24 protein-coding genes and 11 pseudogenes are annotated in these 26,005 nt (G+C 68.2%); 12 read left to right on the top strand and 23 right to left on the bottom strand.

Going from position 1 to position 26,005, the window contains the following annotated elements:
* Positions 1-97: 97 nt before the first annotated feature.
* Together ACFQ87_RS37715 and ACFQ87_RS37720 are read right to left on the bottom strand one after the other, a co-directional pair.
* A pseudogene (locus ACFQ87_RS37715) lies at positions 98-241 on the bottom strand (amidase family protein); the annotation flags it as partial.
* A gap of 444 nt (positions 242-685) precedes the next feature.
* Entirely contained in the window at positions 686-964 is a 279-nt protein-coding gene (locus ACFQ87_RS37720; RefSeq protein WP_380615460.1) for a hypothetical protein, read from the bottom strand.
* Between the two features lie 354 nt (positions 965-1,318).
* Here ACFQ87_RS37720 and ACFQ87_RS37725 point away from each other — a divergent pair, with 354 nt between their 5' ends.
* Complete coding sequence (locus ACFQ87_RS37725) at positions 1,319-2,512, top strand: barstar family protein (protein WP_380615461.1); 1,194 nt, start codon at positions 1,319-1,321, stop codon at positions 2,510-2,512.
* Between the two features lie 202 nt (positions 2,513-2,714).
* On the top strand, positions 2,715-3,314 hold the full coding sequence (locus tag ACFQ87_RS37730; RefSeq protein ID WP_380615462.1) for a hypothetical protein: 600 nt from the start codon (positions 2,715-2,717) through the stop codon (positions 3,312-3,314).
* A 34-nt stretch (positions 3,315-3,348) separates the two neighbouring features.
* On the opposite strand, the pseudogene ACFQ87_RS37735 reads toward ACFQ87_RS37730, so the two are convergent.
* The 9 genes and pseudogenes from ACFQ87_RS37735 to ACFQ87_RS37775 all read right to left on the bottom strand — a co-directional run.
* A pseudogene (locus tag ACFQ87_RS37735) lies at positions 3,349-3,825 on the bottom strand (serine hydrolase domain-containing protein); the annotation flags it as partial.
* A gap of 285 nt (positions 3,826-4,110) precedes the next feature.
* Positions 4,111-4,674: a DUF6245 family protein gene (locus tag ACFQ87_RS37740; RefSeq protein WP_380615463.1), complete on the bottom strand. Its 564-nt coding sequence runs from the start codon at positions 4,672-4,674 to the stop codon at positions 4,111-4,113.
* A 290-nt stretch (positions 4,675-4,964) separates the two neighbouring features.
* Positions 4,965-5,210, bottom strand: a complete 246-nt coding sequence (locus tag ACFQ87_RS37745) for a discoidin domain-containing protein (RefSeq protein WP_380615464.1) — start codon at positions 5,208-5,210, stop codon at positions 4,965-4,967.
* A 102-nt stretch (positions 5,211-5,312) separates the two neighbouring features.
* Positions 5,313-5,465: pseudogene (locus ACFQ87_RS37750) on the bottom strand (integrase); the annotation flags it as partial.
* Between the two features lie 229 nt (positions 5,466-5,694).
* Positions 5,695-5,946, bottom strand: a pseudogene (locus ACFQ87_RS37755) (transposase); the annotation flags it as partial.
* A 116-nt stretch (positions 5,947-6,062) separates the two neighbouring features.
* Positions 6,063-6,800: a VOC family protein gene (locus ACFQ87_RS37760; protein WP_380615465.1), complete on the bottom strand. Its 738-nt coding sequence runs from the start codon at positions 6,798-6,800 to the stop codon at positions 6,063-6,065.
* Positions 6,801-6,914: 114 nt separating this feature from the next.
* Positions 6,915-8,155 (bottom strand): annotated as a pseudogene (locus tag ACFQ87_RS37765) (IS256 family transposase).
* Between the two features lie 135 nt (positions 8,156-8,290).
* Positions 8,291-8,479: a hypothetical protein gene (locus tag ACFQ87_RS37770; RefSeq protein WP_380615466.1), complete on the bottom strand. Its 189-nt coding sequence runs from the start codon at positions 8,477-8,479 to the stop codon at positions 8,291-8,293.
* Positions 8,480-8,533: 54 nt separating this feature from the next.
* Positions 8,534-9,379, bottom strand: a pseudogene (locus tag ACFQ87_RS37775) (IS30 family transposase); the annotation flags it as partial.
* A gap of 241 nt (positions 9,380-9,620) precedes the next feature.
* Between ACFQ87_RS37775 and ACFQ87_RS37780 the strand changes: the two are divergent.
* A pseudogene (locus tag ACFQ87_RS37780) lies at positions 9,621-9,839 on the top strand (integrase core domain-containing protein); the annotation flags it as partial.
* A gap of 127 nt (positions 9,840-9,966) precedes the next feature.
* Here ACFQ87_RS37780 and ACFQ87_RS37785 read toward each other — a convergent pair.
* Positions 9,967-10,206, bottom strand: a pseudogene (locus ACFQ87_RS37785) (integrase); the annotation flags it as partial.
* 242 nt (positions 10,207-10,448) lie between these two features.
* Here ACFQ87_RS37785 and ACFQ87_RS37790 point away from each other — a divergent pair.
* From ACFQ87_RS37790 to ACFQ87_RS37810, 5 genes and pseudogenes are all read left to right on the top strand, one after another.
* Positions 10,449-11,018, top strand: coding sequence for a hypothetical protein (locus tag ACFQ87_RS37790; protein ID WP_380615467.1), 570 nt, complete (start codon positions 10,449-10,451; stop codon positions 11,016-11,018).
* 4 nt (positions 11,019-11,022) lie between these two features.
* Positions 11,023-12,054 carry a peptidase gene (locus ACFQ87_RS37795; protein WP_380615468.1) on the top strand — a complete coding sequence of 344 codons (1,032 nt, stop codon included), beginning with the start codon at positions 11,023-11,025 and terminating at the stop codon, positions 12,052-12,054.
* A gap of 345 nt (positions 12,055-12,399) precedes the next feature.
* Complete coding sequence (locus tag ACFQ87_RS37800; protein WP_380615469.1) at positions 12,400-13,500, top strand: Ig-like domain-containing protein; 1,101 nt, start codon at positions 12,400-12,402, stop codon at positions 13,498-13,500.
* Between the two features lie 418 nt (positions 13,501-13,918).
* Entirely contained in the window at positions 13,919-15,115 is a 1,197-nt protein-coding gene (locus ACFQ87_RS37805) for an IS110 family transposase (RefSeq protein ID WP_380615470.1), read from the top strand.
* 47 nt (positions 15,116-15,162) lie between these two features.
* Positions 15,163-15,724, top strand: a pseudogene (locus ACFQ87_RS37810) (IS5/IS1182 family transposase); the annotation flags it as partial.
* A gap of 702 nt (positions 15,725-16,426) precedes the next feature.
* Here ACFQ87_RS37810 and ACFQ87_RS37815 read toward each other — a convergent pair.
* The 6 genes from ACFQ87_RS37815 to ACFQ87_RS37840 form a co-directional block, all read right to left on the bottom strand.
* The gene (locus tag ACFQ87_RS37815) at positions 16,427-16,600 is read right to left on the bottom strand and encodes a hypothetical protein (protein ID WP_380615471.1); all 174 of its coding nucleotides are present in this window, start codon (positions 16,598-16,600) and stop codon (positions 16,427-16,429) included.
* Positions 16,601-16,613: 13 nt separating this feature from the next.
* The gene (locus tag ACFQ87_RS37820) at positions 16,614-17,279 is read right to left on the bottom strand and encodes a nitroreductase (protein WP_380615481.1); all 666 of its coding nucleotides are present in this window, start codon (positions 17,277-17,279) and stop codon (positions 16,614-16,616) included.
* 363 nt (positions 17,280-17,642) lie between these two features.
* The gene (locus ACFQ87_RS37825) at positions 17,643-18,059 is read right to left on the bottom strand and encodes a hypothetical protein (protein WP_380615472.1); all 417 of its coding nucleotides are present in this window, start codon (positions 18,057-18,059) and stop codon (positions 17,643-17,645) included.
* Positions 18,060-18,517: 458 nt separating this feature from the next.
* Complete coding sequence (locus ACFQ87_RS37830; RefSeq protein ID WP_380615473.1) at positions 18,518-18,790, bottom strand: DUF6262 family protein; 273 nt, start codon at positions 18,788-18,790, stop codon at positions 18,518-18,520.
* Entirely contained in the window at positions 18,787-19,014 is a 228-nt protein-coding gene (locus ACFQ87_RS37835) for a hypothetical protein (RefSeq protein ID WP_380615474.1), read from the bottom strand. Before ACFQ87_RS37835 ends, ACFQ87_RS37830 begins: the two co-directional genes overlap by 4 nt.
* 210 nt (positions 19,015-19,224) lie before the next feature.
* Complete coding sequence (locus ACFQ87_RS37840; protein WP_380615475.1) at positions 19,225-19,512, bottom strand: putative quinol monooxygenase; 288 nt, start codon at positions 19,510-19,512, stop codon at positions 19,225-19,227.
* Positions 19,513-19,612: 100 nt separating this feature from the next.
* Between ACFQ87_RS37840 and ACFQ87_RS37845 the strand changes: the two genes are divergently transcribed.
* A complete protein-coding gene (locus ACFQ87_RS37845; protein ID WP_380615476.1) occupies positions 19,613-20,185 on the top strand; it encodes a TetR/AcrR family transcriptional regulator in 573 nt (190 codons plus the stop codon).
* Between the two features lie 256 nt (positions 20,186-20,441).
* Here the strand turns inward: ACFQ87_RS37845 and ACFQ87_RS37850 are convergent, their stop codons facing one another.
* Positions 20,442-21,527 carry a ricin-type beta-trefoil lectin domain protein gene (locus ACFQ87_RS37850; protein ID WP_380615482.1) on the bottom strand — a complete coding sequence of 362 codons (1,086 nt, stop codon included), beginning with the start codon at positions 21,525-21,527 and terminating at the stop codon, positions 20,442-20,444.
* On the opposite strand from ACFQ87_RS37850, the gene ACFQ87_RS37855 reads away from it, so the two are divergent.
* Both ACFQ87_RS37855 and ACFQ87_RS37860 read left to right on the top strand, forming a co-directional pair.
* Positions 21,423-21,767: a putative adhesin gene (locus ACFQ87_RS37855; protein WP_380615483.1), complete on the top strand. Its 345-nt coding sequence runs from the start codon at positions 21,423-21,425 to the stop codon at positions 21,765-21,767. The two genes, ACFQ87_RS37850 and ACFQ87_RS37855, sit on opposite strands and share 105 nt — an antisense overlap.
* Positions 21,768-21,771: 4 nt before the next feature.
* A complete protein-coding gene (locus ACFQ87_RS37860; RefSeq protein ID WP_380615477.1) occupies positions 21,772-22,479 on the top strand; it encodes a hypothetical protein in 708 nt (235 codons plus the stop codon).
* A 144-nt stretch (positions 22,480-22,623) separates the two neighbouring features.
* On the opposite strand, the gene ACFQ87_RS37865 is transcribed toward ACFQ87_RS37860, so the two are convergent.
* From ACFQ87_RS37865 to ACFQ87_RS37880, 4 genes and pseudogenes are all read right to left on the bottom strand, one after another.
* Positions 22,624-22,758 carry a hypothetical protein gene (locus ACFQ87_RS37865; RefSeq protein WP_380615478.1) on the bottom strand — a complete coding sequence of 45 codons (135 nt, stop codon included), beginning with the start codon at positions 22,756-22,758 and terminating at the stop codon, positions 22,624-22,626.
* Positions 22,759-23,050: 292 nt separating this feature from the next.
* Positions 23,051-23,263 carry a hypothetical protein gene (locus ACFQ87_RS37870; RefSeq protein ID WP_380615479.1) on the bottom strand — a complete coding sequence of 71 codons (213 nt, stop codon included), beginning with the start codon at positions 23,261-23,263 and terminating at the stop codon, positions 23,051-23,053.
* Between the two features lie 257 nt (positions 23,264-23,520).
* Positions 23,521-24,060 (bottom strand): annotated as a pseudogene (locus tag ACFQ87_RS37875) (tyrosine-type recombinase/integrase); the annotation flags it as partial.
* Positions 24,042-25,118: an integrase core domain-containing protein gene (locus tag ACFQ87_RS37880; RefSeq protein WP_380615480.1), complete on the bottom strand. Its 1,077-nt coding sequence runs from the start codon at positions 25,116-25,118 to the stop codon at positions 24,042-24,044. The pseudogene ACFQ87_RS37875 and the gene ACFQ87_RS37880, both read right to left, overlap by 19 nt.
* Positions 25,119-25,655: 537 nt before the next feature.
* Between ACFQ87_RS37880 and ACFQ87_RS37885 the strand changes: the two are divergent.
* Positions 25,656-26,005: pseudogene (locus tag ACFQ87_RS37885) on the top strand (hypothetical protein); the annotation flags it as partial.

Here is a 26,005-nt window from a genome sequence, read left to right on the forward strand (position 1 = left end):
AGGGCGGACGACCCGCCTTCAGCGCTGCACGCGCCCTTCCCTGAGCCACAACATCCTCCTGGATCGAGGTGTTGCGACGATCAGTTGAAACCGCCCAGTAGGCGAACTCCGGAGTCGCCGTGCGGCCGAGGGTCACCAGCCCGGCGCGACGGAAGCGCGCCATTAGCGAGGAGTCGGCGTCGGCGACGTTTCCGGCGGCGAGGCGGCTGCCCAGCTCCGTGCGCCGGCCGGCCATCGCGACGGCGAGGTGCCGAGCTGGCCCCGCCCACCCGCCCCGCCGTACGCCGAAGCCGGCTCTGACGGATCGCCGGAACGTCAAGGCCGGGTGTGGCTCGCCCGGGTGTTGTCGTGGGCTCCCCTCGGCGGCCAGCCGCAGGTCCGCCACCCGTTCGCGGCAACCGTCCGTCCGAGCCCGCATGGTTGGCCGGGGCCGGACCGCTGACCTGCGCTGGGGAGCCTTGCCGACGGGTGGTGAGTTTCCGGTGCCGGTGCAGGTCAGCGGCCGGTTAGAAAGGCCGGGGCCGCGCCGTTCGAGTAGCGGCGGGATTCGGCGGGGCGGCGGGGCGTCGGGGCGGGCAGAGCCTGCGGCATGACGACTCCCACCAGGCGCCGCCGTCGCCGCCCCGGCCGCGTCCGTCGTGTCCGCACCCGCTGCCCCGGCACACTGCGGCGGCCGGCCGCAGGTTCAGCGTGGTGCCTCAGCCTCGCGGCCCCGCTCGATCGCGTCGAGCACCCGGTGGTGGTAGTTCTCGAGTTCGCCGTCGGGCACGGTCGCGGGGCTGCCTTCCAAGGTGTACCACTCGTCGGCGCCGGTGTACTGCACGGCGATATCGGTGAGGCCGTCGGTGCGGCGGATGGTGCGTACGGTCAGGTCGCCGGTGATGACGCCGACTTCGACGGTCATGGCGCCGCCGGGGCCGGCGGTGACCTCGTCCTCGCAGACGGCGGGTTCCTGTTCGGGCATCAGTCGCAGGTGTCGAGCATCGCGCTCAGCTTGTCGTGCTCGGGGGCGGTGATGCTGAGGTTGTAGATGTACTTGGTGTCGGCCAAGCGCGGGCGTAGGTGCACCAGTAGTCGACGTTCGGCGGCGCCCACTGGTCGGGGGACTGGTCCCCCTTGGACCTGTTGGAAGAGGCGGAGACGGCGATCAGCTGGCTGTGGTCGAGGTCGTTGGCGAAGCGCTTGCGCTGCGCGGTGGTCCAGCCGTCGGCGCCGACTGGCGGGGAGCGTCATTCCAAGCAAGCGATATTCGGAGGGCTTCGGCGTCAGCGAGCCGTAGGGTTGGCGCGCCAAGACAGCCTGGTAGCAGGGGAGAAGCGTGCGGTCCGAGGAACACGTGGGGTGGGAGCGGGACTTCCCGGTCCGGTATCTCCTGGTGCGGGAGGACATCGGCGATGAGGAGGAGGGCGTGCTGTGGGGGCGGTGCGCGGAGGCCGAGGGCCTGTTCATGGACGCGCCTCCGCTGCCGCGAGAGGTCCTGACGCTGCGCGGCTGCCCGCGCGAGAGCCTGCTGGTCCAGGCCGTGGCGGCCGGCGCCGAACCGGTGCGGCTGCTGGGGGACGGAATGCTCTCGATCGAGCCTGTGGATCCCTCGAACGACGGGCCGTCCCGCTTCTGGGACCTGGAGGACACGGCTGTCCTGGCCCAGTGGCCCACGCCGGGCGATCCCGGGCGCGTGGACATCGTCGTGGGCACCGGCGTCCGGGAGGACGACTTCTGGGGCGGCAAGCGGCTGCCTTCGAGTCCGCGGTTCGACCTGTGGTTCCCCTCGATCCGGGGGGACAGCCCATCGGGCGGTTGCCGTTCCATTGACGGCCTGTTCACCCCGCGCCCGCAGCGACCCACCCAGCCCGTGCACCTGATCGGCTGCGAACCCGCCGCACCGCTTCTGGCCCTGCTGTGTCGTCCCCTTCCGCAGGAGGGCGACCCGATCACGCTCTGGTGCCTCGATCGCCACGGCCGGACGATGACCGGGTACCACCTCGACCTGGACACCGTCGAGGCACGCCCATCCGTCCTCGGCGGAGCCCTGATCGACGTCACCATCGCCGACCCCGGTGACGACCGCCCCACCCTGGCCGCCCGCGCAGTCTGGGAGATCTGGTCCGACGGTGTTCCCACGCGGCCCAACCAGTGGGCACAGTTCGACGCCGAGGGCCGGTCCGAGTGGCTGGACCTCACCCGCGTCGGCCCGTACGGGCCGCAGGGCCTCTCCGGCGGGACGTACCACCTGGACGGACAGCACGTCACCGACAGGACCGGCTTGCTCCTGGCACTCGGCGAAGCCCTGCTCGGCCCTGGCGCCAACTACGGCAGAGACCTGGACTCGGTGGAGGACTACCTGTGCGGCGGGCCCTCCGCCGTCCCCCCGTTCACCCTCGTGTGGCACCACGCTGCCATCGCCCGCCACGCCCTCGCCGGACAAGTCCTGGCCCACCGCAGGGGCCTGTCCTACTTCGAGGAGACCGTGAACCTCCTGCGCGAGTACGGCGTCACCGTCGTGCTCCAGTGAGGGAGGCGACGGACAATCCCGGACCCCTTGAAGACGGCGCCTGACCTGGAGAAGGAACGGAGTGGGGCAACGGCCAGGCCATCAGGGCCCGGTCGTATCGTCTCCCGGTGCCTACCGGGTCCGGCTGGACGGGGCGGTGACTGTCGACGTACCAGCGGAGCACCTGCGGCCGGCGACCCCGACGTCCGACCCGGAGGTCTACATGACCATCGCGTTTCCCAGCGTGTGGGTGGCATGCGTGGTGTGGGGCGACCGGGCGGTGCGCTGGCACGCCGAGCGTCGCCCCGCGGAGCGGGAGCCGGTGGACCTCGGGCCCGACCCGGCGGACACCGTGGGCAAAGCCGCGCTCCTGGTGTCGGCCGCGATGCTGGACGCCGCCACGGCGGAGGGCCTGGACGAGCCGACCGACGGCTCCGCACTGCTCGACCTCGCCCTGCCCGCCGTCTCTGCGCTGCTCACCGGCGCGTACGACGAGACGATCACCGGCCTGCTGGAGCGGACCCGCCCGGACTTCTCCGCCACCGAACAGGTGCTGGAGAACCTGCGGGAGTTGTGGGGCCTCCATGCCGGCGTTGAGGAGCTCAACCAGCGCCGCCGGGTTCAGCGGCTCGCGCACACCATCCTGGTGGGCCACCAGGTCGCGGGCATGCGCCTGGGTGCGGATCCCGCCGACTACCTGACGGGCCGATCGGTCGTCCGGCTCCGGAACCGCCTGGACGACTTCGCCCCCTGGGAGCAGGAGCGGCGGGCCCGGGCGTGGGCCGAGGACCTGGCCGCGCAGCTCGGGGGCGACGACCGGTAGGCCGCGCGGGGTCGGCTCCTTCGGTGCCCCCGCCGGCCGGGCGGCGGACCCGGTGTCGAAGGAGCGACCCACGCCGGAATCGCTTGTCCACCCACTCCTTGCCCCGCCAGGGGACCCCGGGCGCGACCGTCCCGTCCTCGTAGAGCTCGCCGGTGTGGCTGAAGATCCCGCTGGTGTGCTGCAGCAGCATCCGCACCGTGATCCGCCGGTCCAGCCCGAACCCGGGCAGGTAGTCACCGGCCGGGGTGTCCAGGCCGATCCTGCCCTCGGCCACCAGCAGGAGCACCGAGGCCGCGACGAAGTTCTTGGTGCTGCTGCCGATGCGGAAGTGCCCGTCGGTCCGCGGCTCTGCGCTCCGGCCGAGCTCGCGCGCGCCGGCACTGCCGACCCACTCGCCCTGCCGGTCGTTCACCCGAAGCTGCACCCCGAGAAGACCGGACTCGACGATCTCCTCGATCGCCTTCTGCAGCTCCGGGCGATCCTGCCCCTGACCGGGAAGGGAGATGGACATGTGTGCTCCTTCAGATCCGCTGCGCCCGCGTCGGCGTCGGGCCGTTGCGGCGAGCCTCCACCCTGCCCCAAGGTCAACCTCAACCGTGTTCCAGCTCACAGCCGCTCCGGTGGCATCGCGAAGCTGCACCGGCCGTGGACGTTGATGTGGGCGAACTTCAGCGGAGGCAGGCGGGCGATGCCGGCGTCTGCGCCGAGCAGACCGTGCCGAACAGCGCGGCGCCGCCCAGGGAGCGGAACGCCGTCTCGCGATCGACCACAAGCAGACGGTAGCCAGCCGGGGCGGCTACAGGCCGGCCGAGTCGAGCATGTTCAGCACGATCTCGATGTTCTCGATGGCGGCCCGCATCAATTCCCGGCCCCTCTTCAGCTCCTCGGCATAGGGGGCGAAGGCGCCGATGTCGCCGGTCGCGGCCGCCTCGTGGGTTGCGCCGATCATGCTCAGCAGGCTGTGCATCCCCTCGGCGGCGTTCAGGGCGGCGACCGGTATCGGCCCGGAGTTCGGGTCCCTGGCGACCAGCTGCAACGGGATGCTCGCCCGGTAGACCTGCCAGCCTATGAAGGCCATCCGCACCGCAAGGTCGTTGTCCCAGCCGTCGACGGCCTTCAGCTGCTCGCCCAACGCGGCGAACCTGTTCTCGTCGTCCAGCTCGATCACGTCAGCGAGCATCGCCTCCCTCTGCGCCAAGCCCAGCAGGGCGTTGACCAGCCGTACCCGGGCGATGCCGGGGTTGCTGAACTGTGCGGCGTACTCGGCGTGCTCGGCCGCTGTGAGGTCGCCGAGGAATCCCAATGCGGTCAGGGCCGCACCGATCTGCTCCACCGTCACTGGTGTGTACTCGCTTCTCATACCGGCACGCTACCGGTCCCGGGCCGGGCGTAGGGGGCCAATGCCCGGACCGTTCGACCCGGATCCGGGTCCGCACTCACGGCGTCGATACCACGGCATGGCCCCTTTGCACCCACCTCGGAAGCGGCCGCGATTTCATCGGTCGCCTCGCCGCGAACGCCCGGGCCGCCGACGGCGATCCGGGCGGCCGGGCCTCGATCCTGACCCGCAGCAGCTGGCGCGGGGCGTCCTCGGGACCGATGAACAGGGCGGTGACCGGCACGGGGAAGGGTCCCCTCACACGAAGGGGGCTACCGGCCCCAGGCCTCGAACTCGTAGATGCGGGCGGCCGGATCGGTGGTCTGGGTGGGCTTGGTGACCGCCAGCCGGACGTAGCGGGCGGTGGTGTTCACCGGATGGGTGGTGGTGCCCGCCGTGTTGCCGGTCACGGTGGCGACCGTCGTCCAGGGGGCGGTGGTCTTCGAGCGGACCTGGATGGAGAAGTCCCGGGTGTTGTACGAGGCGCTCTCGCTGCCCGCCTGGGCGTGCTTGACCACGAACGACGCCGTACTCGGCCAGCTTCGGCACCAGGTCCGTGGTCTGGTACATGTCTTGGCCGGCCATCAGCCGCCGCAGGTTCCACTCGAACCCCATCCGCTTCAACACCGTACTCCCGGCCCCTTTCCGCTTATCCGCTCCAGGCGCCTGGCCAGCGACGCCTCCAACAACCGGTTGCGGTACTCGTCCGACACCCACGTGTACAACGCCGTCGTGGAGGCGTAGGCGTGGCCGACCTGCTCCTGGATTATCTTGAGTTCCCGGGTTCGGCCAGCTGTTGACCTGTGTGTTTGCGTCACGGTGTTTGTCTGTGACGTAGCAAGTGAGGGCACCGGGGATCCTTTCGGGACGGGCCGATCGTTACCGACCCTGGGATTGCTCGCCTGCTCTCGTGGCGGGCCTGTGCAAGACGCCGCGACGCATTGTTCCCCGTGCGCGCGGGCGAGTTGGGCGCGGTCATGTCCCCATTCGTGGTGTAGCCGATCAATCGGCGGGCGTGTTGGTGGTGTTGGGTAGCGCGAGGGCGCTTTCGGGGAGCTTGGTGGGGTAGAGCTGGTCCATGCTGCCCTCAGGCAGGTAGCGGCGGGGGAAGGCGATCCACTCGTCGTGGAGCTCGAAGAGCACGGCGGTGACCAGCCGCAGCAGTGCGTCGTCGTTCGGCAACACCTGGACGACGTCGGTGCGGCGCTTGACCTCGCGGTTGATCCGCTCCAGCGGGTTCGTCGATTGGATCTTGATCACAACCTCACGCGGACCCAAGCTCCTGGGCCCCCGGGCCGTCCGATCGGACGGCCCGGGAGGCCCGGGCGTAGCGGTGGTCGAGCAGGCGATCGACCTGGGGTGGAGCGGGGCTAACGGGGGCTGAGCAGGCAGAACTCGTTGCCCTCCAAGTCGGTCAGGATCCGCCACGAGATGGCGGACTGGTCGATGCCCGGGTCGGAGGCGCCCAGAGCGCGCAGCCTGGCCTCCTCGGCTGCCGGGTCGTCACCGCGGTAGGGGCTGATGTCCAGGTGGACGCGGTTCCACCCGCTCTTGGTGTCGGGGGTGCGGACGAACTCCAGGTAGGGGCCGACGCCGTGGGCGGAACGCATGGTCGCGTGGTCGTCGGCGGCCTCGTGCACCGTCCAGTCCATTGCCTCGCCCCAGAACCGGGCCATCGCCCGCGGGCCGGTGCAGTCGACCACCACTGCGGCGATCGGCCCGGTGTCCCGGTAGATCTCCCGGGGCTCCAGGACGCAGAACTCGTTGCCCTCCGGGTCGGCCATGACCGTCCAGGGGACGTCGCCCTGCCCCACGTCGGCGATTGTCGCGCCGAGGTCCTTCAAGCGTGCGACCAGCTCCGCCTGATGGGCCGTCGAGGTGGTGGCCAGGTCGAGGTGCACCCGGTTCTTCACCGTCTTGGGTTCTGGGCGGGCGATGAGGTCGATGCAGACGGCCGCGGGGTCGGGGTATGCGAAGCCGACCGGCTCGAGGTTGGTCACGCCGGGGCCCTCGCTGTCGACACCCCAACCGAGTGCCTCCGCCCAGAACCGGCCGAGCGCAGCGTCGTCCTGGGCCTTCATGTTGATCTGCACGAGTCGTGTTGCCATGCCGCAGATCCTAGATCCGGAGTCGGCCCGGTTTCAGCGGAGTTCCAGGGCGTCGAGCCACCGCTCCGCGCACTGTTGCCGCCGGCTCGGTCGCCCCCTTCGTGGTGTAGCCGATCAGTTGGTGGGCTCGTTGGTGGTGTTGGGTAGTGCGGGGGCGCTTTCGTGGAGCTCGGTGGGGTAGAGCTGGTCCATGCTGCCCTCGGGTAGGTAGCGGCGGGGAAGGCGATCCATTCGTCGTGCAGCTCGAAGAGCACGGCGGTGACCAGCCGCAGGAGCGCGTCGTCGTTCGGGAAGACCTGAACGACGTCGGTGCGGCGTTTGACCTCGCGGTTGATCCGCTCCAGAGGGTTCGTGGATTGGATCTTCTTCCAATGTCGTTCCGGGAAGACCGCGAAGGCGGTCAGGTCGTCCTTCGCCTCCAGCAGCATCGCCTTGACCTTCGGGAACTGCGTGCCGAGCATCTCGGCGACGATGTCGAGCTGGGTGCGGACCGCATCGGCGGTGGGCTGGGCGAAGATCGTGCGGATCGTCGCGGCGACCATCTCCGCGGCCTCCTTGTTGATCACGCCGAAGACGTTGCGCAGGAAGTGAACGCGACAGCGCTGGTAGGCGGCCCCGAGCATGACCTTCCGGATGGCCTTGACCAGGCCCGAGTGGTGGTCTCCGATCACGAGCCGGACGCCGTTCAGGCCGCGTTCGCGCAGGTGGCGCAGGAACTGGGTCCAGAACACTTCGGTCTCGCTGTCGCCGACCATCACCCCCAGGACCTCGTGGCCGCCGTCCTCGGTGATGCCGGTGGCGATGACCACTGCTCGGGAGACGATCTGGTGCTCGACTCTGGCCTTGCAGTAGGTCGCGTCGAGGTAGATGTACGGAAAGCGGACGTGGTCCAGGGGGCGGCTGCGGAACGCGGTCAGTTGGCCGTCCAGGTCCTGGCAGATCCGGGAGACCTCGCTCTTGGAGATGCCGGTGTCCGCGCCGAGGGCCTTGACCAGGTCGTCGACCGATCGTGTGGACACGCCGTGGACGTAGGCCTCCATGATGACCGCGTACAGGGCCTGGTCGATGCGGCGCCGTCGCTCCAGCAGGCTCGGGAAGAAGCTCCCCGAGCGCAGTTTGGGGATGGCCAGATCCAGGTCGCCGGCCTGGGTGGTCAGCGTCTTGTCCCGGTGGCCGTTGCGAAACGCGGTGCGCGTCTCGGTGTGCTCGTTCCATTCCGCGCCGATCCGGGCCGTGGCCTCGGCCTCGATCAGCTCCTGCAGCATCCGCTCGGCCACCCCACGGACGAGTTCGAGCCCGTCCGCCGAACGTAGTGACTCCAGCAGGCGTAGTAGGTCATGCTGGGACAGGGCCACCGTGCATCTCCCTCGTTGAACTGGCAGTTCACTACGGAGAGTTGCACGGTGTGGCTGACTCATGCTCAGGGAGCGTGAGTCCTTCGCGGGTGTGCGCCCCGGGAGCGAGCCCGCGCACACCTCAACCTTGATCGGCTACACCATCCCGCGGGACGCCATCTTGGTCAGCTGCTGCAGCAGCCCGCCCTCGCCGGTCAACTGGAGCCCGCTCGCCCGGGCCCGGTCGACCAGCTGCCCGATCAACTGCTCGTCCAGCACGTCCGCCGCCAGCTCGACAGGCCGGACCTCTTCAACCGCCTCAACCGAGACGATCACGTCGCTCATCAGGTGCTCTTCCTTGATCGGGAGATACACCGGTCACCGTACAGACCCGATCGTGGCGATGGCGCCGCGGACGGCCTCGGCACCGTGGCCGGCCAGGGCTGGGCCGTTCTTGGAGCGTGGATCGCCGTGGCCTTCCATCGGTGGAAGGTGCAGGAGCATCGTGAAGCGGGTGTGGCGCTCGACCAGCGTGCCGATCGCGGATCTGTTCAGGCCGATGATGAGGTCACCCTCCCAGTGCCCGGGCACGGCCCGGTCCTGGGCCTCGGCGGGCCGCTGGCTGATCAGCACGTCCTCGGTGACGAAGTTCTTGCCGCGCCCCTGCGTTCGCGCTCGGGGGACCCGCAGTGCCGGGCCGGTGCGCAGGCAGGCCGTGAGCTCCCGCTTGAGCCCGCCGCGGCCCTGGATGTACAGGGACTGGTAGATCGCTTCGGGGGAGATACGCATGGTCTCGTCCTCGGGGAAGTCGAGCGGGAGGCGTCGGGCGATCTGCTCCGGGCTCCACGCCGTCGCCCAGCGCCGGTCCTGGCGCCGGGGCTTGTTCCGCCCCTTCCAGCTCGTCTGCGGACCGGGCACCGGAATGCCGTCCGGGCCGGTGACCTTGCCGGACAGCCGATCCTGCACATACTGCCGCAACTTGTCGTGCTCGACGAGCTTGCACGGTTTGGGACGGCGGGCCTGCCGGTCGCAATACCACTGCGCGACCGAGGCCCGGTAGTCCAGGCGCCCGCCACGGGTGGCCGCGTTGCGCCGCAACTCACTCGAGACCGTCGAGGGCGCCCGCCCCAGATGGCGGGCGATCTCCCGTACCCCGCATTCCCGGGCGCGCAGCAACGCGATCTCCTCGCGCTCGGCGAACGACAAGTAGCGCCCTGACGGATCCTCAAGACTGATCGGTGGCATGCCGCCACCTTCACGGAACCAGCGTGTCCCCAGCACCGGCGACACGCCGACCGCGACAGCGGCATCCTCGCTGGTCAGGCCCTTCGCAACGAACCGCCAGAACCGCTGCCGCTCGGCCCGCCGACTGATCGGAGGCCGACCGGGCGACCGCAACGGCGGGCGATCCGCCTTCAGCGCTGCACGCGCCCGTCCCTGAGCCACAACAACCTCCTCGATCGAGGTGTTGCGACGATCAGTTGAATCCGCCCAATACGTATCCATTCGCTACACGGAACGATTGGCCGAGGTCGGCGCCTCGGCGTCGGTCGGCTCTGTCGCGGACTCGTGCGACAACGCGATGGCGGAGGCCCTGAACGGCACGTTCAAAGCCGAACTGATCGAGCATCAGGGACCATGGCGGGACTATGACGAGGTCGAGCGGGCCGTCTTGCAGTGGGTCGCGTGGTACAACGGTGAATGACTCCACTCCGCGCTCGGCTACCTCCCGCCCGACGAGTACGAACAGGCGTACTGGGCGCAACTGGAGCAAGCCCCACAGGTCGCTTGATCACACGATCGCGGACTCCACGAAATGCGGGGCAGCTCATTCCGGGCGTGACCGGGAAGACTGTCCGCCAACGGCGACGGGGTATCAGGCTGGAGAGCGCTGCCAGCCAGAACCGGTCCGCGGGCTCGTAGCGGAGCGGTCCTGATATCCGGCGGCGCAGCACAGCGTTCTCGTGCCGGAGCACGAGCAGCTCCGCGTCTTTGGCGGTGTCGCGGCGCAGCAGTACCTCGGGTACGGGCAACAGCTTGCGGGCCACCTTGTAAAGCAGCGAAACGATCACGCGGACAGTGCCAGCCGAGGTTGCTCTACCGTTGCCACCTGCGACGATGACTTTCCGAGCCCGACAGGGTGTTCACGACTTCGAGCAGCGCCCCGGAGAAGCCGTGTTCGATGTTCATGAGAAGGAAGCGCCGTCGGAGAGCCGCCACAGGAGGGCGCTTTGGCCATTCGTGTGGCGGAACGCGGCGCGTGTCGGCTTGTGTGAACAGGCCGCGCCCGATTGTCTCAGTCGCGTCAACCAGCATGTCCGCCGTCAGCCAGGATGTCCGCTGGCGGGCGGCTACTTCGGGAGTTATCGTGCGCACACGAAGCCTGTCTGTCGCGGCCGCGGTCGCTGTTCTCGCCCTGGTCCACCCGGGCCTCGCCACCGCGGCGGACGACCCCAGCACCACGGTCACGTTCACCGTCACGTCCGGCGCATTGACGCTGTCGGTACCTGCCAGCGCCATCCTCGGCTCGGGAGCGCCCGGCACCACGATCAGCGCGCCGATCGGTCCCTGCACCGTCACCGACGACCGCGCCCTCGCCTCGGCCTCCTGGACGGTGACCGCGGCGGAGACGGACTTCGTGAACGGTGCGTCGACGATTCCCGCCACCAGCGCCACCTACTCGGTCGGGACGGTGACGACGACCGGTACCATCACCGTCACTCCGACGAACGTGACGCTGAGCAACAGCGCGCAGACGGTACTCACCGGGAGCGCCGGTGTCGGGGACAACACCGCGTCCTGGGATCCGACGGTCGCCGTCAACGTGCCCGCCAGCGCCGTCAGCGGAACCTACACCGGAACGCTGACCCAATCCGTTGCCTGACGGAATGAAGGGTGCGCGCCGGTGCTGGGTTCTCCTGCTGGTGCTGGCCTTCGTGCAGGCCGCCGGGGTGATGCCGGCGGCGGCGCACGGGGTGCCCGGGGCGCCCTCCCCCCAGGACCCGGCTGCGGGCAGGACCATCGCTATCAAGCTGCTCGACGCTCCGGAGAGCCGCCGTGCCGATCCCAGAGCGCATGCCTACATCGTCGACCACGTCGCACCCGGCTCGACCATCGAGCGGCGGGTGGAGATCACCAACAAGTCGGACACACCGATGCACGTCAACGTCTACGCCGCGGCAGCCACCATCGCGAAGGGTGAGTTCACCTTCGCGCCGGAGCGCACCCCCAACGAGCTGACCGGCTGGACATCATTCGACACGGCGGGCCTTGAGCTGGCGGCCTCCGAAACGGCGCGGGTACGCACCACCATCCAGGTGCCCAGGGACGCCGCCGCCGGGGAGCGATACGGCGTCATCTGGGCGCAGGCGGGCGCCCCCACGGACCGCTCGCACAATCTGACGATGCTGGGCCGGGTGGGCGTCCGCATGTACCTCGACGTCGGTCCCGGTGGCGAGCCACCCTCGGACTTCAAGATCGAGCGGCTCTACCCGACCCGAGCCCACGACGGGCGGGGAGAGGTTCGCGCCCGGATCCACAACACGGGGGGCCGTGCCCTGGACATCGGCGGGGCACTCTCCCTGTCCGACGGGCCGGGCGGACAGCACGCTGGACCGTTCTCGACGGCCAAGGCGGGCAGCACACTCGCTCCGGGCGACCGCGGGGAGGTGGTCGTCCCGCTGGACGCAACGCTGCCGAACGGCCCGTGGACCGTGGAGCTCACGCTCAGAAGCGGCCTGGTCGAGCACACCACCCGCGCCACCGTCACCTTCCCGACGACTCCCGGTAGCGTCGGAGCGGTCGCCGCGACGGTCGCCCAGCAAGGTGACTTCCCGACCTCCGCGGTCGCCTGGCTTTCAGCCCTCGCTCTCGCCGCTCTATGCCTTCTACTCTCCAAGTTCCTCCGGCGCGGCCGATGACCACTCCAACCAGGCCCTGCCCCCGCAGTCGGCTGATCTGCTCCTTGAGCGACGCATGACGGTCCTCATCGAGCGCGTCACCGCTCCTTCTGCGCCGGCGCCATCCTCGACCGCGCTCTGGCCTCGGCACACCACTCGCTCACCCGCTGTGTTTGTCGACTCTGTGTGCTCGCCGCGACCGCCGTCCCGGTGTATTCGAGAGCCCATCCACGGGAGCTTTAAGTAATGTCCATGTCACGATAAGTATCTACGGCTTGTTATCGACGGCTGGAAGCGGAGATGTCAGTGTTCAAACATGGGAGAGGGCGGGCCGGAGCAAGCCGCGGCACGGGAGGTGCGGGCGGCATGTTTCGACTGTGGCTGAGGGTGCGGGCCCGCAGGGCGGGGGCGGTCACGCTGACCGGACTGGCCGTCCTGGCGATCGTCCTGGCCACGGCCTGGACCGCCACGGTTCAACCCACCTACGTCGCCCAGGTCGACGACGGGACGGTGCCGGTGATCGACACCTTCACCACCAGCAGCCTCACCAAGCCCGGTGGCGCCGCCACCGCTGACCCTGGCAGCACCGCTAGCGCCGTGAGGGCCGGCGGTACCGGCAGTACCGGCCTCACATTCACGGTCACCCCTATCGTGACCACCACCTTGACGGCCTCCCCGACCCCGTCGCTTTTCGGGCACCCGGTCACGCTCACCGACACCGTCTGCCCCAACTCCACCGCGATCCCGACCGGCACCGTCACCTTCGCCGACGGCGGCGCCACCCTGGGCACCGCCCCACTGTCGCCCGGTGGAGGCGACCACTGCGCCCAGGCCCAGCTGACCTGGTCGAACCTGCTGCCCGGCAGTCACACCCTGACCGCCCAGTACAGCGGCGACGCCACCTACGCGGCCCCCGCCGTGGAAAGCGCCACCCAGACGGTCAACTGCACGCGCACCGTCACCGGTTCCGTGGCCAGCGTCGTCGCCACCGGTGAGAGCACCTGCATCCTCGACGCCACCGTCCGCGGCGGTGTCACGGCCGGGGCGGGCACCGCCCTGTTCATCGGCAACTCCACCGTCCAGGGCAGCGTCTCCTCCTCCGGCTCCACCCTGGTTGGGGTGTGCGGCACCACCGTCACCGGCTCCCTGGCCGTCGACAGGGCGAGCGGGTTCGTCGTCATCGGCGATCCCGGTGACGACCACTGCGCCGCCAATCAGATCCGGTTGTCGGTCCAGCTGAGCAACAACACCGGCGGTCTGGAGGTCGTCGGCAACCACATCGGCGTATCCATGCTGGTCTCCGGCAACAGCGGCACCGGGCCCTTCCCCGAGGACAACCGCCCCGAGATCGAGGGCAACACCATCGGAGGTTCCCTGTCCTGCTCGGGCAACACCCCGCCGCCCACCAACGACGGCCACCCCAACACCGTCGCCGGCGCCCGCGGGGGGCAGTGCAGCACCCTGTAACCCACCCGGCCCCCGGGTAGGCCCGTAGTGCCCGCGCCCGCTGCCGCACCCCACGCAGCGGACGCGGGCACCTCGCATTGCTTCAACTGCTCCAGCTGCTTCGCAGACGGCGAGGGCCGGACTTAGAGCGTCCGCCAGTAGGTGCTTCAGGCGGTGTCAGCAGAGCAGGCACGGTTCACCCGGTCATGGAGTCCTACCTTTCAGGCGTGGGTTCGCACTGGTCACTCGTAAGATCGGTCGGCCCAGGGGCTCTGGGTATGGCTGTCATGGAGGAGCCGATCGGATGGCTCAGAGAACATGGCCGCCCGGAGCCCCGCGACGACTCGACCGCCAATTGGGATGTGCGACTTGATCGCTCTGTAGGACTACGTCGGCGAGGTCGTCTGCTGGATCGATTGGCAACGACGAGCTGACGGAGGTGGCCGTGCCCCAGATCTGGGCCGGAGTGGACATCGGCAAAGAGCATCACCACTGCGTGGTGCTTGACGATCGGGGCGAGCGTCTGCTCTCCCGCCGGGTCCTGAACGACGAAGGGGCCCTGCTGGAACTGATCCGCGACGTCCTGGACATCAACCAGGACGTGCTGTGGGCAGTGGACATCAACCACGGCGGTGCAGCCCTGCTGATCGGCCTGCTGCTCAACCACGGCCAACCCATGGCCTACCTCACCGGCCTGGCCGTCCACCGCGCCTCGGGCACCTACCGTGGCGAGGCCAAGACGGACGCGAAGGACGCCTTCGTCATCGCCGACCAGGCACGCATGCGCCGTGATCTGGGCCAGCTGCGGCCCGGCACCGAGATAGCCGTCGATCTGCGCATCCTCACCACTCGCCGCACCGACCTGGTCAGCGACCGCACCCGCCAGATCAACCGGCTCCGCGCCCAACTGCTCGAATACTTCCCCGCGTTGGAACGCGCACTGGACCTGACCAACAAGGGCCCCATCGTCCTTCTGACGGGCTACCAGACCCCGGCTGCCATCCGCCGCACCGGCGCGAGACGCATCGAGACGTGGCTGCGCAACCGCAAGGTCAGAGGCGCCGAGACCCTGGCGAAGACCGCACTGGCGGCCGCGCAGGCCCAGCAGACCGCGCTGCCCGGCGAGAAGCTCGCCGCCGACATGGTGATCCGCATGGCCAAGGCGGTGACGGCCCTCGACGAGGAGATCACCGAACTCGACGCTCTCATCGAGGCCCGCTTTTGCGAGCACCCGCACGCCGAGGTGATCCGCAGCCTGCCCGGGATGGGCAGCCAGCTCGGTGCCGAGTTCATCGCCGCCACCGGCGGCGACATGGGCACCTTCGCCAGCGCGGACTGCCTCGCCGGCTACGGCGGCGTCGCCCCGGCACCCCGGGACTCCGGTCGGGTCAGCGGCAACCTTCACCGCCCTCGCCGCTACCACCGCGGCCTGCTGCGGGTCTTCTACCTCTCCTCGATGGCCAGCCTCAGATCCTGCACCGCGTCGCGGACCTACTACGACCGCAAACGCGCCGAGGGCAAAGGGCACAAGCAGGCCCTGATCGCGCTCGCGCGCCGGCGAGTGAACGTCCTGTGGGCGATGCTCCGCGACGGAGCGTGCTACCAGGCAGTACCACCGGTCACGGCGGCGGCTTGACAACGGCATTGGGATGTTCTCTACGCTTCATGATCACCGGGGGATCCGTGCCTGCCGTCCCATTCATGCATTCTCGACCCGATCCGAGACCAATTCCTTGCGCTGCTGCCCCCACGTGAGGACCGGCACCCGCTCGGCTGCCACAGGCCCCGGATCAGCGACGCCGTCGTATTCGACCGCCTGGTGCAGGTCCTGGTCTTCGGCTGCGGATACGAACGCGTCGCCGACGAGCACTGCTCCGCCACCACGTTGCGCCGCCGCCGCGACGAGTGGACCGCCGTCGGCGTGATGAACGAGCTCCACCTGCTCGCGCTCGCTGCCTACGACCGCATGATCGGCCTCGAGCTCGACTACCTGAGCGCCGACGGCTGTATCGCCAAAGCCCCCTCCGGTGGTGAATGCGCCGGCAAGAACCCGGTCGACCGAGCCAAACTCGGCCTGAAACGCTCGCAGTTGACCGACGGCGCCGGCATACCGCTGGCCACCGAGCCCGCACCCGCCAACATTCGCGACCACACTCTTCTACCCGCCACCCTCGACCGCCTCACCGCCCTGGAACCGGCTCTCGGCCCCCTGCCGAAGCATCCGCGCCTGGCCCTGGACGACGGCGCCGCCAACACCAGGCCCGGACCAGCCACTACAAGAGACGAGGCCACAACCCAAGAGCTGAAGCCTCATCACAATAAGCACCGTTGCAGTACTAGTAAATGAGTCCGGGCACGGGCCTGGCATCGACCCGTCGTCTTTGGTCGGAAGGCGGCTGAGCCAGGTACTGGCTTCGTGGCACAAGCACGACGGGCGACCTGCGGCCGGCCCGGTTGAGGTGTGGCTGATCGATGATCAAGGTTGGTCCACCAACGTCGCAAGCGGCACGGACTGGTGCCTCATGGTCGAGTCATCCCGGCTCGATAGTGGCTTCGACATGGGTGACTGGGGCCGAATCGACGTCCTGCCCATTCGTCATGAGACACCGTTCGCGGCTTACCTGGGGGAGCCCGTACTGGGCATCCGGCAGGAGTGGGAGCCAGCAACAGGGCGTGTAGCGCTTGAGCTGGACTTCCCTTCGGGCAGCGTCCGCTGCGAGAGCTGGAGCGGAGACCTCCGCATCGTGGATATGCCCGTGAGCCCGACCACTCCGATGCCGTGATCTTGGAGCGGCCGGAGTTCCGGGTCGGCGTCGGGGCGGTCTACTTGCTCTGGCCCCGCATCATCTGAGCGATCCCGGCACGGGCCCCGGCGAGATCAAGTTCCGTCATTTCGAGCTTCTCTCGGGTCGCTTGGAGTTCTGCAAGCGCTTCGGAGAGTCGATCCTCAAGCTGCCGGTTGGCCGTCAGCAGTTCTTGGATCCACGCCGTCCCGCCCGGTCACCACATAACCGCACAGGTACTTGCGGACTTCCCACCACCTTGGTAGTACCGGCCCGACCGTACCGTGCACCCGCTGCTCGCCGGGCAGGGCGGCGAGCTGGACAACCGTGATCGTCACGCAGTCGCGGAATCTACCCGTCGACGAACGTGGCCGTCTCGTCGAGCGGCGCCCGGCCCGTACGGGCGTAACCCACCGTGACATCCTCGAAGCCGATCGACATGCCACAGAAAAGGATGAGCTCGTCCGGAGGTGACAGGATCTCCGCGACAGTCTTGCGATACACCGACCACGCCATCTGCGGGCAACTGTGCAGCCCTTCGGCGCGCAGCAGCAGCATGACGGTCTGCAGATACATGCCGACGTCGGACCACTGAGGGCGGCCCATGTCGCGGTCGATGTAGCAGAACAGGGCGGCGGGCGCACCGAAACAGTCCCAGTTCGCTGCCGCGGCCCTCTGACGCGCCTCCCAGTCCTCGCGCTCAATACCAAGTGCGCTGTAGCGCTCATGACCGAAGGCGGATCGGCGCTCATGGTACGGAGACTTCAGTGCGGGCGGGTACATTTCGTACTCCCGCTCGTCCCAGGGGTCGGCTGCGGCCACGCGCTCGCCGGCGCGCCTCTTGAGTTCGGCCAGCGGCCCACCGGTCACCACGTAGGCGCGCCACGGCTGGATGTTCGATCCGGACGGCGCCCAGGCTGCGGCGGACAGCACCCGCTCCAGCGTTTCCCTCGGCACGGGCCGATCGGTGAACCCGCGCACCGCCCGTCGGCTCGTGACTGCCTCATAGACATCCAAGATCATCTACCTCCCTCGCCTGCTCCACCTGTCTATTCATTGACAGTCCGGGACCGCGAAATGCGACAAGACCCCTGAAACCTCATAGGCGGTAGTCGCATCGGGACGCGCCCAGCAAAGTGACCACGTGGTGAGCATCGCGCCCGGAAATAAGCCCCGTCGGCCCACGGGCACCGGCGCATCCAGCGCCACGCGCCAGCGGTCGACCGCCGCACGGCGCGGCCGGGAACGGGCTTGGCCGCTGTCAGGGGCGCCGGATATCCCGGAGAGGCAGCAGCTCGGCCACGACCCTCGGGAGGCTGAGCTTGCCGAGAATGTCATCCATGCAGCTCAAGGACTTGCTTGGTGGCCGCGGCAGGATGATCACTCGTGTTGCTCCGTCTGGCATACCTGACTGTTACCAACGCGTTCGCTGCCTTGAGGCTGCTGCCGATGAGCGACCGGGACAAGGATGTGGAGATCCTCTCCCTGCGCCATCAGCTCACCGCCCTTGAGCGCCAGCTCGGCGCGGACAGGGCGAAGTTCGCTCCGGAGGACCGCGCTTTGCTCGCCGCGCTCCTCGCTCCGCTGCCGCGCGAGGTCCTGCGTCGCCTGCGACTGCTGGTCCACCCGGACACCGTCCTGCGCTGGCACCGCCACCTGATGAAGCAGCGCCACGCCCGCCTCAGCCGGCCGAAGCGGCCGGGCCGCCCGCCCACCGCCCGATCGATCCCCGTCCTGATCCTGCGCCTGGTAGAGGGCCTCCCCGGTCGCCGCCCACCGCTCCATGATGGTCTCCACTTGAGCGAGGGTGATGACGGTCGCACTTCACCGGGTTCCGTCGTTGAGGTCCACGAAGACGTCGATGTTGTCCACCGATTCCAGGTCCTCGCCAGCGTTCGGTAGGAACGCCGCCTCGAAGTGCTCCGTGCAGACCCTGTACAAGGGTCCGTCCTATCTGCCCGCTTGTTCGTTGTGGCTCACCGGGCGAGTGCGCCGGGCTGATCCTCCGGCTTCAGCTGCATTGTTCTGGCACGCTGCGGGCGTGTAACGGCTGGCCTGTCGTTCCCCGCGGTGCGTCGCCGCGTTCCCGAATCTGACGCTGGAGGCGGAGGATCTCGCCGTGGGCGGCGGCAAGCCGTTGTTCGAGCTCTTGGATGCGCTCTCGGTGGGCGGCGCGTTCGCGGCGGAGGGCCTCGGTGAGGCTATGGATCGCCGTACCGTCGTCGGCTGCGGGTTCCTGTCGGAGGGGCCGGTGGTCAGCCCGTTGCTGGCCGCGCAGGGGTTTCGATGCGTTTGCGCAGGTCGGTGTGGGCGTAGACGAAGTCCAGGCTGAGGCCCGCCGCGCGGGCGACAGCCCGGAAGCTGATTTCCTCGCCTGCTTTGACCAGTCGCCGGATGCCTGCCTCTGCTCGTTGGACGGCCTGCTCGTGCTTGTCCTGGGCTGCCTGCCGCAGGGCGACGATGCGCCGGTTCTCGGCGGGGGAAGCGTCAGGGACCGAGGTGGTTGAGCGGGTGGTCATGCGGGTCATGTCCCTTTGCAGTCAGGCGTGTTGGTGGTGTTCTGGTAACCGGTCCGACCAAGCACGCCCGCGCCGCGGACGACGGCGGTGCTGCCGTCCGGCTGGGCCTCCAGAGCGATGATCTCCAGCTGCATGCTGCGGATCTCCGCGTTGCGCTGTTCCAGCCAGACGTTGGCCGCGCTCATCGGCTCGCCGTAGCGCCCGGCATGCCGGGTGTCCGGGTACTGCCTCATGTGCAGGGGTGCGTACGGGTTCAAATGCAGAGGTTCCCCGGCGTGTCGTGATGTCGGGTTCATGAAGTGGGTCACCCTTCGCTCGGGTGTGATGAAAAGAGCGAAAGGCGACCCGTCTCCATGGTTCCGCAGACGGAGGTTGGATGGACCTACGTCGTCCACTCCCGCCAAATTTCCTACCCCAACGGAGAGTTGACCTCGCCGAGATCGTCAGCGCGACACAAGGAAGTGGACCTCACGGGGCCTGACCTCCAGGTCGCTCAGGCCGTCGGGCGTCGCGCCCATCTCGCGGGCGAGGTCGGCCGTCGCCCGGAAGGCATCTTCGGACTCGAAAGCGCCGGTGGTGACAACGGCGCCGCCGTCCGGCGTGACCCAGACCCCGACGGACAGAAAGCCCGGCTGCTGCCGCATCGCCTCGGCGACCTGGTGGCACTCGGCGACGAACTCTTCGACGTGCTCGGGGGCCGGGTAGTGGAAGGCGACGAAACCGAATGACATGACGGTGTCCTCTCTCGGGTTGTACGATGCCGTACAACGCGAGGCTAGGCCTGTTGTACGGTTTCGTACAACAGGCCTGACAGGGTGAGGTGGACCACAGATGGGCGCATTGCGCACACCGCGGGAGAAGTGGGTCGAGGAGGGACTGCGGGCGCTGGCCGCGGGCGGTGTGGAGGCGGTGCGGGTCGAGGCCCTCGCCAAGGCGTTGGGGGTGACCAAGGGCGGCTTCTACGGGTACTTCGCCGACCGCGACGCACTGCTGGCTGAGATGCTGGACACCTGGGAGCGCGAGAGCGTCGACGATGTGATCGACCAGGTCGAGCGGGAGGGCCGCGACGCGCGGGACAAGGTCCGCCTGGCCGGGCAGCTCACCTTCTCCAGCGACCGCCTGCTGCCCATCGACCTGGCCATTCGCGACTGGGCCCGCCGCGACCCCACCGTCGCCGAACGCCTGCGCCGCGTGGACAACCAGCGCATTCAGCTGGCCCGGGACGCAATCGGAACCTTCTGCGCCGACCCCGACGAGGTCGAGGCTCGCGCCCTGCTCGCCTTCTGCACGGCCATCGGCAGCCACTTCCTCGCCGCCGACCACCCCGGCACCACCCGCGCCCTGGTCATCGCCCGCGCCGCCGACATCATCCTCAACGTCCCGCATGGCAACCCTGGGGCGTAATCCCTTCCCAGGCCCCTGGCAGCCATCGAAAACGCCGGGGTGCTCATGATGTGCCAAGCCACGTTGAGGCGGTGAAGCGCGCTGCTGAGCCCTGGCCCGTTCGACGGATGCCGAGAAGGATCAGCACTTGACTTCATCGAGACCGCTTAGCCGGACCGCCTCGGCCGACGCATGTCCGGAGCCCTTTGGACAAATGATCGTCAGATGTCAAGCACCCTCACCTCGACCTCTGCACGCGAGCTTGTACTTCGCTCTGCTAATGAACTCGTACCCCGACACCGGGCCTGCCGGCTGGCGACCAATGCCTGGGTCTCGGCGAGTTGGCGCTGGATGTCCGGGAGGAAGGTGCGGTCAGTGGCGATTCTCTGCACCAACTTCGAGTATCCCGGAGTTCCCGAGGGGCGCCTGATAGCGGCCAGCCATGGCCGCTGAAGAGTCCTTCCGGACGCGTGGCGTCGGCGAGGCGCTTGACGGTTCCGTCCTCGTCGGCGCTGAGCCGGTCGCGGTCCCGCATGAGTCCGTACGGCTGTACCAGCACTGCTGCCGGCCGCCGCCGCGAGGGGCTGCTCCGAGGGTAACTGTGCTTCTCCTGATGGCCGTTGAGATTGTGAACAGCGATCCGCCCCTCACCCGTTGGATGCACGGGACACGGCACCGCACGAGCCGGGTGGACTGGATCCGCGACACGAATTGATGGAAGGCTGCGCCGACCTGCAGCAGGTCGGCCCAGCGGCCGCGACCGGCGAGACCCTCTGTGACAGTGTGGCGTGAAACGTCCGCCCCGGCAGTGAGCCCGCCCGGGTGGTCGAAGCGGCCCGGCGGGTGGGGGCTGTACGTGCAGGTGGTCTGGCTGGTGGGCTGCGAGAGCCCGGCGCGGTAACGAAGTGGCCCGCGACACAGAGTGCGTCGCGGGCCCATCAATCACCAGGAGCTCAGGCCGTGTTGGCGTACATCGTCCAGCGCTGGTTGGTGTGGGTCGGGCCAAGGTAGTCCAGATGTCCATGGTCTGGCCGTTGACGTCGGACCAGCCGGGCAGCTCGATGACCTTGTTGGCCTTCGGGTTGAGGAGGGTCCCGTCGGTCGTCAGGGTCCAGACCTGGCCGGTCTGGCCGTTGCAGGTGGCCAGGACGACCGGGGCGCCGTTGTCCGTGCGATTGTTCTGCACGGTCGCGCACAGGCCGCTGCGCAGGGTGCCGTCGGTGGCGAAGGTGAACTTCTTCGGGTCGACGCCAAGATCCTGTTCGGCCACGGGAGCTGGACTCCGTCCGACGGCTACACCAAGGTGCCGAGAGGGGGCACGGTGATCAACTTCACCAAGATCGGTGACACCCTCGACTATCACCAGGCGCTCGGCATCGCGGGCGGTTCCGATCGCATCCCGGCGGCAAACGTGTGGAAGGAAGGTCAGATGATGCCGGACTTTGCTCTCACGTCGCTCGGCCTCCACCCGGACACTGGACTTCCGCTGTCATACCTGGAGGGATCGACTGTGGTCAACGAGCGTACGCTCATCTCCGACCTGCTGGAGGAGGGCGACGGAACGTGCTCCTGGCTGGCCTGCGCGAGCATCAAGAAGGGGTGAGGGAATGGCCGAGTTCGTAGACCTCTCCGAATTCACCTACAGTGAGAAGCCGATTCCGATGCTGTCCGTCGGCTGGCTCGGCAAGCGCCTGGGAATCCAGGGCTTGGCGAGGACTGTCGAGCGATCGCAGCTGACGCTCCTGGAAGAGCTCGCGGCATATCCGCGCAGCAGGACCATGGGCGTCCACGACTGTGAGTTCTGTCCGGGCGGTGAAGCGGTCCAGGCCGACGGCGAGATCCACGTCTACGGGGACGACGGGTCGAGCTACTGCGCACCCACGATGATCACGCACTACATCGAGGTGCACGGGTACGCTCCGCCGGAGGAATTCCTGCACGCCCTGGAGCGATCGGCGGCCCTGGACGAGGACAGCCGGATGCACGCGCTGCTCGACGTGATCCGTGACGAGCGGGCTGGAACCGGCTTCAGGGTCGGCGCGGTGCTCGACATCCCGGAATGGGGAGATGAGCCGAGCTCCGTCGCCGCACTGTTCGTAGCCGATGCGGACCAGGGATTCTCGATGTTCGCCGGTCGCGCGGTGGGCGAGGGCTTCGCGCGGATCATGATGGCGAGAGGCGAGATGGACCACGCCGGATTCGCACGACTGACGCCCCACACCCGGTGGGGGGTCATCGGCGAACTCCGGGTCTGGGGGTCGTCGTTGGCCGAAGGGCTTGAGGAGCCCGAGGCCAGGTACAACTACTACGTCTGATCAATAACCGAGTGGATCCGGTGGGCCGTCACGTCATCGTGGCGGCCCACCGGCATTTCTGCGGCCGCTCGGCTGCGAGAATGTCCCGTATGTCGACCACTCCCGCCTTCTCTGCACTATCGAGGGCGCCTGAGCGGATCCTGGTCAGAGCGCGATCGGGAGCTCCTCAATCCAGCAGTCGACTGACTTCGCGGTGATCACGGCTTGGGCGTCCTCGGCGTCGGCTTTGGTCAGGAAGACGCCCGCTCCGGTGACGTCGGGTCCGTCGGGGCGGATCACCCGTGTCATGACGACGTAGACGCGGCGGTGACGCTCTCGTCGGATCGTGGTGTTGTCTTCAGCCAGCAGTGCGTCGATGAGTTCCTGGGCCGAGGCGATGTTGAGGCCGGCGTTGACCCCGAAGAGAGGCTGGCTGGGCCAGATCGGTCTGTCGGGGTAGAAATTGTTGAAGAAGCGCGCTCGCTGCGAAAGAGCTCCTTGCCGGGGACGAGCTGGTGATCGCGGTTGAGCCAGGTGCTGTCCGTCATGGGCATACGATCTCTGCCCCGCCCACGCTGGTCAATGTGATTGTTCAGCTGAGGGAGCCGGCTCCGTTCTCTCCCTGCCCTGCTTGTGCCCGTAGGCGTTCGGCCTGCTGCTTCTTGACAGCGATGTGCCGTAGGCTCTCCTGTAGTCCGGCGACTTCACCGAGCCACTGCATCCGCTGGGCCTCCCCGAGGCGCTCGCGCGTGTTGGCCTCGATCTCCAGCAGCCGGGGCTCCTGGGCCAGGTCCAGGCGGAGCATGGGGCACCTGACGCAGGCGTTTTCATGCTGGCAAGGGGTCCCGTAGGGCCGGTCGCAGGTGCCGAGGGCGACTTTTCGGAGGCGGAGAAGTGGTCACGGAAATCCTGCCACTCGGTGTCGCTGGGCTCGTGGTATTCCTCGCTGGGACGGTGGGTCCGGCGCTGGTCGACGAACTGCCGGTAGTGGCGGATGACCTCCTCGGGATAAACCGCGACGTAAGCCTGAGCGGTGTTGAGATCGAGGTGGCCAAGGACCTTCGCGGCGATATGGATCGGCAGGCCACCGTTGACCGTCTTGGTCGAGAAGATTCGGCGGAAGTCGTGCGGCGTGAACCTCAGCGGTGTCCCGTCGACGTCGACGATGCAGGCCCGTACCGCATGGTCCGTGAGGAGCTCGCGAATCCGGTTGGGGGAGATGACCTGTAGCCGGTGCTGGGACAGGCACTGGAACAGGTGCGGCAGCGGCGGCCCGAAGACCCGCTCGTAGCCGTCGTGCCGGGTCAGCAGCGGCACCCGCTCGCCGGTGCCCTTGATGCGGCGAATGATCCGGGCGAGGACTGCGACAAGGTCCGGGTCGGCGGGGATGACGCGCTCGCGGTCGGTCTTGGACGGGCTGATCTGCAGCAGCGGAACTGTTTCGCCGGTGGGTGCCTGGTACTGACGCAGGCTCAGGTGGGTGAGCTCCAGGAGTTCCTCGATCCTGGCTCCGGTGCGGCGCAGGACCTCGATGCTTGCCCTGTGGGGTTCCAGAACTCGGTCACCAGTGCTGACCAGCCGTTCTATGCCGTCATCTCGTATTCGTTGATGAGGCCTCCGAGTACGGGCCGGCGCCTGATCCGCTCTTGAGTGAGGTCCGCGATGGGGGCGGTGGGACGGTCGGGTCGCGGCGGGCGGAGCTGTTGTCCACGATGGGGACGTCGGCCGTTGTAGTGCTCGGCGTACCGCTCGAGGACGGTGCGCAGGTGGCGCTGATTGAAGATCAGCATCCGGTCGGTGACTTCTTTTCGGACGGTGAGCACGAATCTCTCCGCGTAGGCGTTCGCTCGCGGATACCGGGGAGGGATCTTGACAGCCTCGATGTCAGCGCCCGCCAGGATGGCGTCGAAGGCTGCGCTGAACTGGCCGGCGCGGTCCCGCACAAGGTACCTGAAGTTCGCCGCGCGGTCGCCGAGGTCGGCCATGAGATTGCGGGCCTGCTGGGTGGTCCACGGCCCGTCCGGTCGGTCGGTGACGCCGAGGATGTGGACGTATCGGGTGCCGACTTCCATGGCGAAGAGCACGTAGAGCCGTTTCAGGGTCACGGCGCAGTCGACGTGGAAGAAGTCGACGGCGAGCATGGTCGCGGCCTGGGTGCGCAGAAAGCGACGCCAGGTCGTGTCGGTCTGTCGCAGGGGCGCTGGGGGTATGTGTCGGCGCTTGAGGACTCGGCGGATGGTGGAGGCGCCGATGTGGTAGCCGAGTTTGAGCAGTTCACCCTGGATGCGCTTGTAGCCCCACAGCTGGTTCTCTGCTGCCAGTCGTTCGATGACGGCGGCGATGGCCTCGTCGATCGGTGGGCGGCCTGTCCGGTTCGGGTAGGTCCACTTCTTCGTGACCAGTCGGCGGTGCCACCGCAGGATGGTGCCGGGGGTGACCAGCCGGTGCTGCCGCAGCGACTTCGGGAGCAGCCGGATCAGCGCGGCGAGGACTGCGCGGTCCGCCCAGTCCAGACGTGGCTTCGGTGTGCTGCGGCGGAGGACTACGACCTCGTGGCGCAGCACGAGCAGCTCGACGTCCTTGGACGCCGAGGAGCGGCCGAGGAGCACAAACCAACCGAGGAGTCGGGTGAAAACCAGGTAGAGGAGGCGCAGCGACACGACACACGATCATGCCCCGATCGCGGCTCCGTACACGTCGCCGCTGGTCAGAGACGCAAGCCGAGTTTTGGAACCCCACACCCTTCCCATGTCCCATCAGGCCGTCTCCGGCAACCTTCCGCACCTCGGGGGAACCTCACTTTGAAACGCCCCTGCTTCGCCGGAGCCACTGCAAACAGCGAGACGTGTTTACAGCACCAGCCCCATTTGCCTGTGATACACATCACATCGAAAGCGGTGAGCGTCACGCAGTGCGACCTTGGATCGCCGTCGTTACGCTGAGTATTTCGACGTCGAGAGAATACGGCGGCCTTCAAGTCGGCCATGTCGCCATGAACCCGTCATCTACCTGCGGATTTAAGCTTTCCTTGACCGGCATCCCGGCCCTCTTAGGGGTAACGCGCCAAGGCTGTCAAGGTTAATTCCCGAGGCGTTGCATACTCTGCCAGTTGCATCTTGCCCGGCCGTTGGCTCGATGACATGATCGCAGCGGTGCCGCTTCGAGCGCCAATTCGTTACTCCGAAAGGACCGCAGAAATGTCTTTCGAATTCGCCGAGTTCGGTGTTGAGCGCACTTCCGAGACCGCTGAGCTCATCAACGCGTCCTCGGACAACGGCCGCGCCCTGATCAACGCGTCCTCGGACAACGGCCGCGCCCTGATCAACGCGTCCTCGGACAACGGCCGCGCCCTGATCAACGCGTCCTCGGACAACGGCCGCGCCCTGATCAACGCGTCCTCGGACAACGGCCGCGCCCTGATCAACGCGTCCTCGGACAACGGCCGCGCCCTGATCAACGCGTCCTCGGACAACGGCCGCGCCCTGATCAACGCGTCCTCGGACAACGGCCGCGCCCTGATCAACGCGTCCTCGGACAACGGCCGCGC

It is taken from the genome of Kitasatospora sp. NPDC056531 (assembly GCF_042794375.1).
GTDB lineage: Bacteria > Actinomycetota > Actinomycetes > Streptomycetales > Streptomycetaceae > Kitasatospora.